Source organism: Paraburkholderia ferrariae NBRC 106233 (assembly GCF_000685035.1).
Taxonomy (GTDB): Bacteria; Pseudomonadota; Gammaproteobacteria; order Burkholderiales; family Burkholderiaceae; genus Paraburkholderia; species Paraburkholderia ferrariae.
Window position 1 is genome coordinate 1 of sequence record NZ_BAYB01000059.1, and the last position, 13,521, is coordinate 13,521.

Here is a 13,521-nt window from a genome sequence, read left to right on the forward strand (position 1 = left end):
TTCACCGTCTGTCGACGATAACGTGCAGTACGAAGGGCGCTGAAGCGGGCTTCAGCGCCCTTCGTGTTTGTGGACCCAGCCCCAGGTACCCGGCGCCCCGCTCGAACCCCATGGCGGCCTCATAATGTCGTCCATCGAGCAAGGAGAAGAAATTGGCCGAACAGCAGCAAGGGCGGGCGCCGCGCCTGTATGTGTTTTCGGGGGCGGGGCTTTCGGCGGAAAGCGGCATTTCCACGTTCCGCACCGGAGACGGCATCTGGACACGCGCGAACCTCGACGAAGTCTGCAACTACCTCACCTGGCGCCGCAACCGGCCCGCCGTGTTCCGGTTCTACAACCAGCGCATCAGCGAGTGCGCCGACGCGCGTCCCAACGCCGCGCACCGGCTGCTTGCGCAATGGCAGGACACCTGGGGCACGGAGCGCGTGCACCTCGTCACGCAGAACATCGACGACATGCTGGAGCAGGCGGGCGCGCGTCAGGTCACGCACCTGCACGGCGACATGATTTCGCTGCTGTGCACCGACTGCGACTATCGCTTTCCGGCCAGCGGTCGGGGCCTCGATCCGAAGGCGGCGTGTCCCGCGTGCGGCGAGGTCGAAGGCGTGAAGCCCGGCGTGGTGTTCTTCAACGAAGCGGCGCCCGAATACGAAACACTGTGGCGCATCCAGCAGGCCATGACGCCAGACGATCTTTTTATCGCAGTCGGTACGGCATTCGAAGTGATTCCACCGGAGCGGCTGCTGCCGCCCGGGCGCGTGGGTCCGTACGCGCGCAACTTCGTCGTCGATCCGGCGCCGCGCCGCACGGAGTGTTTTGGCGTGGTGGAGCGCAATCCGGCTACCGTGGGGCTGCCTAATATCGCCGAGACGGTCGAACGCATGATGGCGGGAGAATAGCGTCGGACACATCGCTCGCAGCGAAAGCGCGCGCAATCTTCGCGGTTGCGCGCACTGCTCTTGACGCGTTATCGAGCGACAGCGGCGAACGCGAGAGCGATGCTGCGTACGCGCGCAGCACGGACATGCGGTGTACCGCATTTCCCATATTGGTTTTTATCTTGATTAGTAAGTATACGTAGTAGCAGTTAACAAAGCCGGGCATTTTCTGTGGATAACAGGGGAAATCCCAATGGGCTCAAATCGATGTGGAACGAATAGCCATGCGGACAAACCCTGAATGCGGCGCGGACTTCGAGGATAACTTTTGAGGGATTCGCGTTGCGGCGGTAGTTATCAAGAACTCTTCCACAGCACGTTCGCCAGGTCATCCCCAGCTTGTCCAGAGGGGGCCGTGGATAACCCGGCGGCGTATGCCTTGCCGGATGCTTTTACGCCGGTTCGACCGGTTGCGGTTGAGAGGCTTCGCGCGTGCTGCCGTGGCGCGCCGGAAGCAACTGGCAGGCGAGCAGGCCGGCCAGCATCAGCGCGCAGCCCATCAGCGCGCGCGGCGTGAGCGTTTCGCCGAGCGCGAGCCACCCGGCCAGCGCAGCGAACACCCCTTCCATGCTGAAGATCACGGCCGCATGCGCCGGCGCCGCGTCGCGTTGTGCGACTACCTGGATGGTGTAGCCCACACCCACCGAGAGGGCGCCGCCGTAGAGGATGGCCGGCGCGGCGCGCAGCAGGCTCGCGAGCTGGAGTGGTTCGCACGCGAGCCCGATCGCGAGACAGGCCGCCCCGCACGCCACGAACTGCACGATCGAAAGAACGAGCGGATCGTGGCGCGGCGCATAGTGGCCCACCAGCATCACCTGAATCGAGATCACGATCGCGCAGCCGAGCTGGTACCAGTCGCCGTACATCACCGAAAAGTGTTCGTTGATGCTGAGGAAGTAGAGCCCGATTGCCGCCAGCAGCGCGCCCACCCAGGTGCCCGCGCCCGTGCGATGGCGCAGCAGGACGCCCAGCAGCGGCACGATCACGACGTAAAGCGAGCTGATGAAGCCCGCATTGGCGATTTTCGTGTAGCGCAGGCCGACCTGCTGGAGCGAGATGGCCACGGCCAGCACGAGGCCGAGCACGCAGCCCGAGCGCAGCAGTCCGGGTGCGAAGAGCGGCGGGGTATCGGCAAGGGGCGCGCGGCGTGCATACGCGTGGCGCTGCGCAAGCACGAGCGCGGAAACCACGGCGGCACCCAGCAAAAAGCGCAGCCCGGTGAAGAGGAACGGCCCGATGGTGTCGAGGCTCAGTCGCTGCGCGACGAACGCGGAACCCCAGATCATGGCGGCGGCCAGCATGAGCAGGTTGGCGCGCAGGTGTTGGCGGGAGGAGGATTTCAAGCGGCTTGAGCGGCGAAGTTCATGTTTTGCAAAAACTGTCGCGGCGCCGCTTTTATTGCGTGAGCGTCGGCCTCGAAACGGTACGCCGGACATACGAATTCCGATCGTATCCGAATTGAAAGCAAATTGTCTCCCGGAAAATACACCGACCCGCACGGCGGCGACAAACGGGATGACAAACGCCCTACGCTGCGTGATACTGCTTCGCGCGAAATGCCCGCCGGGATCGGCGAGCGGGCATTTTGCCGTTTCAGGCCGTTTCAATTCACAACGTACCGATCCTATTTATTTGTCCGGTTTGGGGAACAACAGATGAAAAAGATTCTCGCCTCGCTCGTCACCGCGTCGGTCGCACTGATTTCGGTTCAAGCTTTCGCACAAGACGCTTCGGCTCCGGCTGCTGCCAGCGCACCGGCCAAGGCCAAGAAGCACCACAAGCAACTCAAGCAGCACGGCAAGCGCGCTCCGGTGTCGCAAGCCGCCTCGTCGGCCGGCACGAGCGACAAGGGCCAGCAGAACTGATGGCTGCCAGAACGCGCCGCGCTTGCGGTGCGCTGTAAAAAAGCCAGAGCATGCTCTGGCTTTTTTTTCGTCCTCGGGGCCTGTGCCGGCCTGTGCGGCGATCAGGATGCGTCGCGTGCGAGTCCTGCTTCGATCAGTTCGGTCAGCAGGCCGGTGAGGCCGCCCGGATGGTCTTGTGCGCGCAGCTTCAGTTGCGCGACCAGGTCCGCGTTGAGCTTGCAGGCGAACGGGACGAGCCCCTGGGCCTGCTCGAGCTTGCGGCGCTCGCGCCGGTCCATCTCCGCGGGCGCCGGGCCCTTGCCGAAGCGTTCCGGTCCGGCCCCTTTCATCGATTGCATCAGTTTCAGCGCCTTGTTCTTTTCAAGGTCGGTTTTCTTCATGGCCATGCTTGCGGCTCCGGTGTTGGGCAGTGGCGCGCATTGTACGCATTCGCGCGGGGGCGTCCATTGCCGGTGCGTTCGGGGGCGGCTGCGCGCCTGCTTTACATGCCGGCTTCATCCGCCCGGCGGCGCGGTCTGCCCGGCTACGCCCGTCGCGAGGCCATCCATCAGCGCGCGCATACGCTGCCAGTGCGACCCCTCCCAGAACACGCGCTGGCAGACATCGCAGGTGACGAAGCGGCTCTGGCGCTCGAATACGCCCGCGGGCACCCGCCCACGCACGGCGCCGCGCTCGATCGCGTGAAGTGGCGCGTTGCACGCGAGGCAGAGCCGGAAAGGCCGCGCGCTCGCGGCGAGGTCGAGGCGCTCGAAGATCTCGCGCAGTTGCGCCTGCGGCTTGAGCGTGCGCACGTAGCAGCCGTGCGTGATCGTGCGGCGCTTGAGCAGCTCGCGGTCGCGCGTGAGGACGATGCGATGCTCCGCGGCGGCCAGCGCCTCGATTTCGTCGTCGGGGTAGTGGTTGTCGTAGAGCGTGTCGAAGCCCGCGAGCCGCAGCAACTGGGCGAGGCCGCCCAGATGGGCGTCGGCGACGAAGCGCGGCTCGCGTAGCGGCGCTGCGCGCACGCGCAGCAAGGGGCGGACGTCGAAGGTTTCGAACTTCGGGTAGACGGCGACGCGGTCGCCGTCGGCAAGCGGATGGTCGAAGCCCACGGACTCGCCGTTCACGAGAATCAGCTCGACTTCCGTATGAGGCACGCCCAGTGCCTCGATCATGTGCTTGGCCGAGGCGGCGCGCGCGCAGGCACAACTGAACGCGCGGCGGCGCAGCGGCCGCGCGAGAAAGTCGTTCAGCTCCTCGTAGAAGCGGAAGGTGGCGGTAACCATGCGGCCAGTATGGCACCGCGAGGCTGGCCGCGCGCGGGGCATCTGTCGGCAGCGCGGGGGCGGCTGTGCTTTACTGCGCGTTTGGGATGGTTTGGGACGCGAAGGAGCGTGCGATGGATATCGGATTTATCGGGCTGGGCGAGATGGGTGGCGCCATCGTGGCGAATCTGCTGAAGGCGGGTCATACGGTGCGGGTGTGGAACCGCACGCCGGAGCGGGCGCGGCCGCTTGCCGAGACGGGCGCGGTAATCGTCGCGACGCCGGCCGGAGCGTTCACGGGCGACGCCGTCTTTTCGATGCTCGCCGACGACACGGCCGTCCGCGAGGTCCTCGACGCGGCGCTGCTCGCCCACGCCCCGCGCGGCCTCGTGCACGTGAACATGGCGACGATTTCCGTCGCGCTCGCCACGGAGCTCGCGCGCGAGCACGCCGGGCGCGGGCTGCATTACGTCGCGGCGCCGGTGCTGGGCCGCCCCGACGTGGCGAAGGCGGCGAAGCTGACGATCATGGCCGCGGGCGCGGCCGAGGCGATCGACCGCGTGCAGCCGCTGCTCGACGCCGTGGGGCAGAAGACCTGGCGCATCGGCTCGCTGCCGCAGCAGGCCAACGTGATGAAGCTCGCGGCGAACTTCATGCTGGCTTCGGCGGTGGAGACGCTGGGCGAGGCGTCGGCGTTGCTCGCAGGGCACGGCGTTTCGATGCGCGATTTTCTCGACGTGGTGACGGGCGGCCCGTTTCCAGGGCCGGTGTACGCGGGCTACGGCGGAATGATCGCGGAGCAGCGCTACGAGCCGGCGCTCTTCAAGGCGCGCCTCGGCCTGAAGGACGTGCGGCTCGCGCTGCAGGCGGCGGATGCGGTCTCGACGCCGATGCCCGTGGCGAGCGTCGTGCGCGACAGCCTGATCGAGGCAGTGGCGCACGGTGACGGCGAGCGCGACTTCGCGGTGCTCGGCAAGGTGGCGGCGCGGCGCGCAGGGCAGCTCTAGGCCCGTGCGGGGCGCGGCGGCGGTTCAGGTGCCCACGCGATTGCTGCGCCCCACGATGCCGTAGAGAAACGCGGCACCGGCAAACGCGAGGCCTACGGCGCACACGCCGCGCCACTGCCCGATGGCCCATCCGGCGCCCGAGAGCGCCGCACCCAGCGCGCCGCCGACAAAGAACACACCCACGAACAATCCGTTCAGCCGCCCGCGCGCGGCCGGATTCATCAGATTGACGGCACGCCGGCCAAGCGTCTGGTCGATGATGACGCCCGCGTCCAGCGCGGCCCCGCCGATCACGAGTGCGGCGAGCGCGAGCCGCGGATGCGCTTCGGGAGCAAAGCCGAAGCCGCCCGACCCTGCCACCGCGATCAGCGCAATCGACGCCAGCATGAGCAGATGCGCGAAGCACAGTGCGGCGCGGCCGTGTCCACGGTCGCCGGCTTGGCCCGCGAGCGGCGTGACCACGGCGCCGCTCGCGCCGGCCAGCGCAAAGAGCGCGATGCCGTGCATGCCGAAGCCGAACGGCGCCGCGGCAAGGCGCAATCCGATCGAGGCCCAGAACGCGCTGAACGCGCCCATGGCGAGGGCCGCCGAAAGCGCACGCCGTTGCAGCACGGGTTCGGTGGCGAGCAGTGTCCAGAGCGAGCGCAGCAGCCCGCCGTAGCGGGTGTGGGCGTGCGGTGTGCGGGTGGGCAAACGCAGCACGAGCACGGCGGCGAGCAGCACGTCGATGACGGCCGCCGATCCATAGAACGCACGCCAGCCCGCCCAACCGGCGATCACGCCCGCGAGCGGCCGCGAGAGCAGGATGCCGATCATCAGGCCGCTCATGACGTTGCCCACGGCGCGGCCGCGGTGCGCTTCGGGCGCCATCGAGGCCGCCATCGGCACGAGCATCTGGATCACGCTCGACGTGGCGCCGGCGAGGAACAGCGCGGCGAGGCACACCCAGGCGGCGTGCGCGAAGAGCGGCACGGCGAGCAGCGCCGCACAGGCGAGGAGCGTGTGCACGATCAGGCGGCGGTTTTCGATCAGGTCGCACAGCGGCACAAGCAGCACGAGCCCGGCGGCATAGCCCAGTTGCGGCAGCATCGAGACGAGGCCGCCCAGCGCGTGCGGCAGCTTCAGCGACGCGGCGATGGGGCCGGTGAGCGGCTGCGCGGCGAACAGGTTGACGATGATGAGGCCCACGGCGGCGCCGAAGAAGAGCGTCATCGGCGTGGTGAGCTGGCCGGCGTGGAGTTCGCCCTGCGCTTCGACAGGCAGGCCGGCGCAGGGGGCGCATGAGGCGGACGACGGTGACGGCGAAACGGCAGAACAGGGCCGAGGGGAAAGTTCGGCTGGACCAGACATGGTGACGCTCCGGGTGAGATCTGTTCTGCGTATCCTAGAAGCACCATGGTTATGCGACAATTGAAATATCTTGATATTGATTATGCGAGATTGTTTTGAATACGCGTGATCTGCAGGCTTTCGTCGCGGTGGTGGAGAGCGGCTCGATCGTGGGCGCCGCCGAGCGGCTTCATCTCACCCAGCCGGGGCTGACGCGCCGCATCCAGAGCCTCGAAAGCGTGCTGGACCTCGCGTTGCTCGACCGCCAGGCCAAGCCCCTCAAGCCCACCGCCGCCGGCCGCGAGGTGTACCGCCTCGCGCGCAACGTGCTCGGCGCCGTGGACGAACTGCTGGCCGTTGCCTCGCCCGACAGCGAGCCGGGCGGTGAGCTGCGCATCGGCGTGCCGCCGTTTCTCTCCGATCTCGCACTCGAGCAGCCCCTCGACCGTCTGCGCAGCGCCTTCGCCAAACTCACGCTGCGCATCACGGCCGGCTGGTCGCCGGGATTGCTGCAATCGGTGGAGCGCGCGGAAATCGATGCGGCCGTCGTGCTAATGCCGGGCGACAGCGCGCTGCCGGAGGCGCTGGAGCGCTCGCGGCTCGCCTTCATGCCGACTACCGTGGTGGCGGCGCGCGCGCTGGGCTTGCCCGCGGATCCGGTCATGCTCGAAGATCTCGCGCAGCACTCATGGGTGCTCAACCAGGACGGCTGCGGCATGCGCTCGGCGCTCTCGCGTGCACTCACGCGGGCGGGGCTGCCGTTCACCGTGGCCGTGGAGGCGTTCGGTTCGGACCTGCAGCTTTCCCTCGTGGCGCGGCAGATCGGCATCGGGATCGTCTCGCCGGAAGTGCTCGCGCGCAGCCCGTTTCACGACGCGCTGCAAACGGTCGAGGTGGCGGATTTCGAGGCCGGCGTCGATGCCTGGCTCGTGCATCACGCGCTGCCGGGGCGGCTCGTGCGGCCGGTCGCACTCCTGCGCGATTCGCTGGTCGAAGTATTGACGGCGAACGGCTTGACCGGCGGGGCGCAACACGGGGCGCAAAACGCGGCGCCACAATCCTCATACGACCGGGCGGTGCCGCACAAAGCGCGCCGGAACGGGCCGCCACAATGACAGCGGGGATGTCAGCACGCTAATGGCACGGGCCGGGAATCGGCCCCGCATGGGGAAGGGAGACGGCGGATGGACACACGCATCCTGATCGCCGACAACGACGAACAGTCGCTGACGGGGCTTGGCACGCTGTTGACCGACCTCGATTACGCGATTGCGGTGGCGCGCACGCTCGACGACGCCGTGCTTGCCGCCGCGCGCTTTGCGCCGGATGTGGTGATCGTCGCGCTGTCGCTGCAGGAGGACGAGCCGGCGGCCATCGTCCGGCGTTTGCGCGACGCCTGCGGCGGGCGCGCGCCGCTTCTCATCGCACTGACAGGCTGGGCCGATTCGCGCCATCGCGACGAGGCGCTTGCCGTCGGCTTCGACGTGCATCTGGTACGTCCCGTGGGCCTCGATCAGCTCACGTTCATTCTTTCGATGATCGATCACGCGTGATGTGTTGCAATTGCGCAACGCATAGGGTGCGTACTACTTTACATGTTGCGTTGCACCACATCTCTCGCTATACTGGTTCTTGTCTCCTCCATGTCTCCTCTGATATGGATTAAGCCCGCCAGTTTGGCGGGCTTTTTTTCGTCCCTACACTTCGTGCGGACGTTTGACCCGCGCATAAAAAAACCGGCCCTTCGCAGAGCCGGCTTCGCTTTCCCGTCCGTTTTTCCCGCCGCCTGCACCGTTTCACCGTGCGGCGGCAGCGGCGCTCAGCGCTCGAGGCCGGTATCTTCCGCCGCGCCGATCGCGAGGTTCATGCACTGGATCGCCGCGCCCGAAGCGCCCTTGCCGAGGTTGTCGAGGCGCGCGACCGTCACGAACTGCTCGTCGTTGCCGAACACGAAGAGGTCCACGCGATTCGTGTCGTTATTGGCCTGCACGTCGAATGCGCCGCTGTCCAGATTCTCGTCGGCGTTGAACGGCGCCACGCGCACGAACGCTTCGCCCGCGTAGTACTCGGCGTAGAGCGCCAGCACGTCCTGCGGCTTCGCGCGGCGCGTGAGCTGCTGCGGCGAAAAGTAGGTCGTGACCGCGAGGCCCTTGTAGAACGGCCCGACGATCGGCGTGAACACGGGCGCGCCCGAGAGGCCGCCGTGGAACGCCATTTCCGGCAGATGCTTGTGCGTGAGGCCGAGCGCGTAGGGGCGCGGGCTCATCAGCTTCGGATTGCCGCCTGCTTCGTACTCCGCAATCATCTTCTTGCCGCCGCCGCTGTAGCCCGTCAGCGAGTACGCGTGCGCCGCGAAATCGGGGGCGACGAGGCCGGCTTCGACGAGCGGGCGCATGGCCAGCACGAATGCGGAAGCGTGGCAGCCCGGCACGGCAATGCGCTTCGCGCTGCGCACGCGCTCGCGCTGCTGGCGGGTGAGTTCGGGCAGGCCGTAGGCCCAGTCGGGGCTCGTGCGGAAGGCGGTGCTCGCGTCGATCAGCACGGTGCGGTCGTTTTCGACGAGCGACGCCGACTCGCGCGAGGCGACGTCGGGCAGGCACAGGAACGTCACGTCGGAGGCGTTGATGAGACGGCGGCGTTCCTCGACGTCCTTGCGCTTCGCTTCGTCGATGCGCAGGATTTCGACGTCGGCGCGCGCTGACAGGTATTCGAAAATCTTCAGGCCGGTCGTGCCTTCCTGTCCGTCGACAAAAACTTTCGTGCTCATCTCGATCTCTCTGAACGCGGGTAAATAGGCGCCCGGTGCGCGCCCGTGGGCGTGGACTTCGTTCGCCCACCCACTCGAGCCGTTCGGCGCCGGAACGGTATTTTAAGACCTCAGGCGCGCGACCGTGCGGGCAGGCCGGAAAAAATCGGGAGTAACCCGTGGGGACGGATGAGGCTCGCGCGATGTGCGGCGCCCGGGAGTGGCGCGCCGCACTGGCGACCCCATGATGCGACCTGCGTGTGACGCGGATGCGTCGGCCTGGCTCGCGGGTGGGCGGGGGAATTGTGGCCCAAGCGTGGCCCAGGCGTGACCGAGGTGTGGCCTATGCGCTGGCGTTCTTGCCTGCGAGCCAGCGCGCCGTGACGGCGGCCACGCGCGCGCCGAAGAGCCGTGCCGTGTCCAGGTCGCCGGAGGGCGGGGCTTCTTCGGGGGAGGCGTCGGCCGGCGACTGGGCGAGCAGGCCCGTGAAGCCGCCCACGAAGTTCACGTCGTTGCGAGTCGCCGCTTTCGTGTTGGCCGGCATCAGGCCGGTGCCGGTCCAGATCATGCCGTGCTGCATCGCGAGCGTGACGAAGTACTGGATCGTCGAAAACTTGTCGCCGTTCATCGTGGCCGAATTGGTGAAGCCCGCCGCGACCTTGTCCTTCCACTTCTGCGTGAACCACGCCTTGGACGAAGCGTCCGCAAACTTCTTGAAGTCGGCCGAGGCGCCGCCCATGTAGGTCGGCGCGCCGAACACGATGGCGTCGGCGGCGTCGAGATCGGCCCAGCCGGCGTCGTCGATATCGGCGACGGCGATCAGCTTCGCTTCCGCGCCCGCGCCCTGGAGGCCTTCGAGCACGGCTTCGGCGAGTTTCTTCGTGTGGCCATAGCCACTGTGGTACGCAACGACGATTCGGGACATGTGAGGACTCCGGCAGAAGTTGAACGGGCACGCGTGTGGCGTCGCACCATGTTAATCACTTCCGCGTGGCGCCCGTATTCAGTTGTGCGCCGCGCGCGGAAGGACTGAATTTCCCGATGCGAAGCAAAGGATGCCGTGCGCACGAACGGTGCATCAGCGCCCGTATGTGACCGTGAGTTGCGCGCTGCCGAGCGAGGCCGCGCCGATCTCGTGATCGAACATGGGCGCGGGGCGTCCTTCGTCGAGCACCGTCAGTTTGTCCGCGCCGATCGCATACACCGTGACGACGTAGCGATGCGGTTTGCCGGGCGGCGGGCAGGGGCCGCCGTAGCCGCTGGTGTTGAAGTCGTTGCGCGCCTCGATGGCGCCGAGCCTCGCGAGCGCGCCCGAAGCGCTCGCGTTCTCGGGCAACGTGTTCACGCGCACCGGGATGTCGGCGACGGCCCAGTGCCACCAGCCGCGGCCGGGCGCGTCGGGGTCGAACATCGTGATCGCGAAGCTGTGCGTGCCCGCCGGGGCATTGCGCCACGTCAACTGCGGCGAGCGGTTGCCGCCTTTGCAGGTGTCCTGATCGAAAACCTGGGCGGTTGCGACCTGACCACCGTCGCGAAAAGTCGCGCTCGAAAGCGAAAACGTGCCTTCGGCGTGGGCGAGGCCGATTGCATTCAAGACAACGGCGAGCGCGAGCGCACCCCGTGCCGTGCCGCGCAACCGCCGCATAACCGATATGAGAATCAAGGCATACGGATGAGCCATCGACGGGTTTCCTGTCTGTTTTGTGAGAGCCCGTCCGAGTTTTCCTGACGGGCTCGCAGGAATGGTGTTCCAGATCGAACCGGAACCAATATAGCGGTATTCCCGGATCGGGCTGCTCCTGCGCGAGCGCTGCGCAGCCGGGCCGTCCTGGCCGTCCGGGCACGGGCCGGCCCGGCAACATAACGCTATCCGTCGCGCCATAAAAAAAGCCATCTGCCCAGCCGGGCAGATGGCTTTTGCGTTTGTACCTCGCCGTAGCGCGCCTTACCGCGTTGCGTTGTATCGCAGTTGTACTGCGCGCTTCGCCGGGCTTACTGCGGTGCCGAGGTCGCGCCGCCGTGCGCGGCCGACCATTCGGCCGGTGCGTGCAGGAACTTCTCGACTTCGTCGAGCGTCTTCGTCTCGAAATAGCCCGATTCCTTCGCGACGCGCAGCACGTCCCACCACGTGGCGAGCGCATGCAGATCCACGTCGATGTCCTTCAGGACCGAGACGCTTTCCTTGAAGATGTTGTAGTGGAACAGCACGAAGCAGTGGTTCACCGTCGCGCCGGCCGTGCGCAGCGCGTTGATGAAGTTGATCTTGCTGCGGCTGTCGGTGGTCAGGTCTTCGACGAGCAGCACGCGCTGGCCTTCGGTGAGCAGACCTTCGATCTGCGCGTTGCGGCCGAAACCCTTCGGCTTCTTGCGCACGTACTGCATCGGCACCATCAGGCGGTCCGACAGCCATGCCGCGAACGGAATGCCCGCGGTTTCGCCGCCGGCAACGGCGTCGATCTGCTCGTAGCCCACATCGCGCAGGATGGTGGCTTCGGCCATCTCCATCAGGCCGCGGCGCACGCGCGGATACGAGATCAGCTTGCGGCAGTCGATATAGACCGGGCTCGCCCAGCCGGAGGTGAAGATGAAGGGCTTTTCCGCATTGAAGTGCACGGCCTTCACTTCGAGCAGCATTTTGGCGGTCGTGTCCGAGATCGTCTGGCGATCGTAGCCTGTCATGGGCGAATCCTTGGATGTGAGAGCGAGGTGAGGGCGGGCGTGGGCCCGGTGGCGCTGGCACGGTTGACCCGGCGAAAACCGTGGTCTGTGTGCGCGGTCCGAAGGGGCGGGGGCGATGTTCACCCGCTCGGATCGGACGGCTTCTCTTGCGCGCGTAGGCCAGTATTTTACCCGACTTGACGGGCCGCGACGAGTTGCCTGACGGAATTGCGCCGCACGGCCGCCACTATGGGCGGTATTTGGGGGTGCGATCGCTGCTTGCGTCGAACATGGCGCCGGGCGCCGTGCCGTAAGGGAGCCGGGGGCATTTTTCTTTCGCGGTTGTGACGCGTCAGACTCGCCATTACACTCACGCCGGTTTGCCGGGGTGTCTCGAATGTCAGACCCGGCATCCCTACAGGACATCCCATGATCGCCGTTTCTCCTCCTGCTGCCTCTGCCGACACGACGCGCGGCCATGCCTTGCGCGCGCTCGTGGCGTCGGTGCTCGGCTATGCGATGGACGGCTTCGATCTGCTGATGCTCGGCTTCATGCTGCCGGCGATCAGCGCCGAGTTGCATCTCTCGACCGCGCAGGCCGGTTCGCTCGTCACCTGGACGCTGGTGGGTGCCGTGGCCGGCGGCATCGTGTTCGGGCTCCTGAGCGATCGCTACGGCCGCGTGCGCGTGCTCAGCTGGACGATCCTGGTGTTCGCCGTCTTCACCGGCCTGTGTGCGCTCGCGCGCGGCTATACGGACCTGCTCGTCTACCGGACCATTGCGGGCATCGGGCTCGGCGGCGAGTTCGGCATCGGCATGGCGCTCGTGGCCGAGGCCTGGCCCGCCCATCTGCGCGCGCGAGCCTCGTCGTATGTCGGCCTCGGCTGGCAACTGGGCGTGCTTGCCGCCGCGCTCCTCACGCCGTGGCTGCTGCCCGTGATCGGCTGGCGCGGCATGTTCGCGCTCGGCCTCTTGCCCGCCGTGGTGTCGTTCGCCGTGCGGCGCCGGGTGGAGGAGCCGGCGCTCTTCGTCGCGCATGCCGGGCGCGTGGCCGGGGCGCCGCGCGGCGAACGGCCGCGCGCGCTGAGCCTGCTCGTCGCCGACGCCCGCACCGCGCGGGCGAGCTTCGGCGTGGCGATCCTCTGCTCGGTGCAGAACTTCGGCTACTACGGGCTCATGATCTGGCTGCCCGCCTATCTCTCCCACGCGTTCGGCTATTCGCTCACGAAGTCGGGCCTCTGGACGGCGGCGACCGTCGCGGGCATGGCGCTCGGCATCTGGCTGTTCGGCATGGCCGCCGACCGCTTCGGCCGCAAGCCCGCGTTCCTCTTCTACCAGGTGGGCGCCGTGGCGATGGTGTTCGTCTATGCGCATCTCACGGCGCCGGCCGCGCTGCTCGTGGGCGGCGCGGCGATGGGCGTTTTCGTGAACGGCATGATCGGCGGGTACGGCGCGCTGATCTCCGAGCTGTATCCCACGGCCGCCCGCGCCACCGCGCAGAACGTGCTCTTCAACATCGGCCGGGCCGTGGGCGGCTTCGGGCCGCTGGCTGTCGGCGCGCTGTCGGCGCGTTTCTCGTTCGGGGCCGCGCTCGCGATGCTCGCGTCGATCTACGTGCTCGATGTGCTCGCGACGCTCTTCCTGATTCCGGAGCGACGCGGCGCCGCACTGGAGTAACGCGGCGCCCATGCGGTTCGCTAGTGGTTATCGAGTCATCTTTTAATGGGCTTCAAG

14 protein-coding genes are annotated in these 13,521 nt (G+C 67.2%); 6 read left to right on the plus strand and 8 right to left on the minus strand.

The window, feature by feature from the left end:
* The first annotated feature begins 152 nt into the window (after window positions 1-152).
* On the plus strand, window positions 153-899 hold the full coding sequence (locus tag BFE01S_RS35410) for an SIR2 family NAD-dependent protein deacylase (protein ID WP_028229546.1): 747 nt from the start codon (window positions 153-155) through the stop codon (window positions 897-899).
* A gap of 431 nt (window positions 900-1,330) precedes the next feature.
* Here the strand turns inward: BFE01S_RS35410 and BFE01S_RS35415 are convergent, their stop codons facing one another.
* The gene (locus BFE01S_RS35415) at window positions 1,331-2,281 is read right to left on the minus strand and encodes a DMT family transporter (protein WP_028229547.1); all 951 of its coding nucleotides are present in this window, start codon (window positions 2,279-2,281) and stop codon (window positions 1,331-1,333) included.
* Window positions 2,282-2,593: 312 nt separating this feature from the next.
* Here BFE01S_RS35415 and BFE01S_RS35420 point away from each other — a divergent pair, with 312 nt between their 5' ends.
* Window positions 2,594-2,803, plus strand: coding sequence for a hypothetical protein (locus BFE01S_RS35420; protein WP_028229548.1), 210 nt, complete (start codon window positions 2,594-2,596; stop codon window positions 2,801-2,803).
* A 101-nt stretch (window positions 2,804-2,904) separates the two neighbouring features.
* Here BFE01S_RS35420 and BFE01S_RS35425 read toward each other — a convergent pair whose 3' ends face one another.
* The gene (locus BFE01S_RS35425; protein ID WP_028229549.1) at window positions 2,905-3,189 is read right to left on the minus strand and encodes a hypothetical protein; all 285 of its coding nucleotides are present in this window, start codon (window positions 3,187-3,189) and stop codon (window positions 2,905-2,907) included.
* A gap of 108 nt (window positions 3,190-3,297) precedes the next feature.
* Complete coding sequence (locus BFE01S_RS35430; protein WP_028229550.1) at window positions 3,298-4,068, minus strand: Mut7-C RNAse domain-containing protein; 771 nt, start codon at window positions 4,066-4,068, stop codon at window positions 3,298-3,300.
* Between the two features lie 113 nt (window positions 4,069-4,181).
* Between BFE01S_RS35430 and BFE01S_RS35435 the strand changes: the two genes are divergently transcribed.
* Window positions 4,182-5,054: an NAD(P)-dependent oxidoreductase gene (locus tag BFE01S_RS35435; protein WP_028229551.1), complete on the plus strand. Its 873-nt coding sequence runs from the start codon at window positions 4,182-4,184 to the stop codon at window positions 5,052-5,054.
* 24 nt (window positions 5,055-5,078) lie between these two features.
* On the opposite strand, the gene BFE01S_RS35440 is transcribed toward BFE01S_RS35435, so the two are convergent.
* Window positions 5,079-6,404, minus strand: coding sequence for an MFS transporter (locus BFE01S_RS35440; protein ID WP_028229552.1), 1,326 nt, complete (start codon window positions 6,402-6,404; stop codon window positions 5,079-5,081).
* A gap of 95 nt (window positions 6,405-6,499) precedes the next feature.
* On the opposite strand from BFE01S_RS35440, the gene BFE01S_RS41495 reads away from it, so the two are divergent.
* Complete coding sequence (locus tag BFE01S_RS41495; RefSeq protein ID WP_042339860.1) at window positions 6,500-7,498, plus strand: LysR family transcriptional regulator; 999 nt, start codon at window positions 6,500-6,502, stop codon at window positions 7,496-7,498.
* Between the two features lie 69 nt (window positions 7,499-7,567).
* Window positions 7,568-7,936, plus strand: coding sequence for a response regulator (locus BFE01S_RS35450; protein ID WP_028229553.1), 369 nt, complete (start codon window positions 7,568-7,570; stop codon window positions 7,934-7,936).
* A 266-nt stretch (window positions 7,937-8,202) separates the two neighbouring features.
* Here BFE01S_RS35450 and argC read toward each other — a convergent pair whose 3' ends face one another.
* The 4 genes from argC to BFE01S_RS35470 all read right to left on the minus strand — a co-directional run bounded on the left by argC (window position 8,203) and on the right by BFE01S_RS35470 (window position 11,808).
* Window positions 8,203-9,150, minus strand: coding sequence for an N-acetyl-gamma-glutamyl-phosphate reductase (gene argC, locus BFE01S_RS35455; RefSeq protein ID WP_028229554.1), 948 nt, complete (start codon window positions 9,148-9,150; stop codon window positions 8,203-8,205).
* A gap of 322 nt (window positions 9,151-9,472) precedes the next feature.
* Complete coding sequence (locus BFE01S_RS35460) at window positions 9,473-10,054, minus strand: flavodoxin family protein (protein WP_028229555.1); 582 nt, start codon at window positions 10,052-10,054, stop codon at window positions 9,473-9,475.
* 153 nt (window positions 10,055-10,207) lie between these two features.
* Window positions 10,208-10,774 (minus strand): YbhB/YbcL family Raf kinase inhibitor-like protein, encoded by a 567-nt coding sequence (locus tag BFE01S_RS35465; RefSeq protein WP_028229556.1) that lies wholly within the window; start codon window positions 10,772-10,774, stop codon window positions 10,208-10,210.
* Between the two features lie 347 nt (window positions 10,775-11,121).
* Window positions 11,122-11,808: an orotate phosphoribosyltransferase gene (locus tag BFE01S_RS35470; RefSeq protein WP_028229557.1), complete on the minus strand. Its 687-nt coding sequence runs from the start codon at window positions 11,806-11,808 to the stop codon at window positions 11,122-11,124.
* 408 nt (window positions 11,809-12,216) lie between these two features.
* On the opposite strand from BFE01S_RS35470, the gene BFE01S_RS35475 reads away from it, so the two are divergent.
* Entirely contained in the window at window positions 12,217-13,464 is a 1,248-nt protein-coding gene (locus BFE01S_RS35475; protein ID WP_028229558.1) for an MFS transporter, read from the plus strand.
* The last annotated feature ends 57 nt before the right edge of the window (window positions 13,465-13,521 follow it).

Bases quoted from the DNA above. Each gene is read 5' to 3' on its own strand.
- BFE01S_RS35420 (WP_028229548.1), top strand. From the start codon at position 2,594: ATGAAAAAGATTCTCGCCTCGCTCGTCACCGCGTCGGTCGCACTGATT.
- BFE01S_RS35425 (WP_028229549.1), bottom strand. From the start codon at position 3,189: ATGGCCATGAAGAAAACCGACCTTGAAAAGAACAAGGCGCTGAAACTG.
- BFE01S_RS35430 (WP_028229550.1), bottom strand. From the start codon at position 4,068: ATGGTTACCGCCACCTTCCGCTTCTACGAGGAGCTGAACGACTTTCTC.
- BFE01S_RS35435 (WP_028229551.1), top strand. From the start codon at position 4,182: ATGGATATCGGATTTATCGGGCTGGGCGAGATGGGTGGCGCCATCGTG.
- BFE01S_RS35440 (WP_028229552.1), bottom strand. From the start codon at position 6,404: ATGTCTGGTCCAGCCGAACTTTCCCCTCGGCCCTGTTCTGCCGTTTCG.
- BFE01S_RS35450 (WP_028229553.1), top strand. From the start codon at position 7,568: ATGGACACACGCATCCTGATCGCCGACAACGACGAACAGTCGCTGACG.
- argC (WP_028229554.1), bottom strand. From the start codon at position 9,150: ATGAGCACGAAAGTTTTTGTCGACGGACAGGAAGGCACGACCGGCCTG.
- BFE01S_RS35460 (WP_028229555.1), bottom strand. From the start codon at position 10,054: ATGTCCCGAATCGTCGTTGCGTACCACAGTGGCTATGGCCACACGAAG.
- BFE01S_RS35465 (WP_028229556.1), bottom strand. From the start codon at position 10,774: ATGCGGCGGTTGCGCGGCACGGCACGGGGTGCGCTCGCGCTCGCCGTT.
- BFE01S_RS35470 (WP_028229557.1), bottom strand. From the start codon at position 11,808: ATGACAGGCTACGATCGCCAGACGATCTCGGACACGACCGCCAAAATG.
- BFE01S_RS35475 (WP_028229558.1), top strand. From the start codon at position 12,217: ATGATCGCCGTTTCTCCTCCTGCTGCCTCTGCCGACACGACGCGCGGC.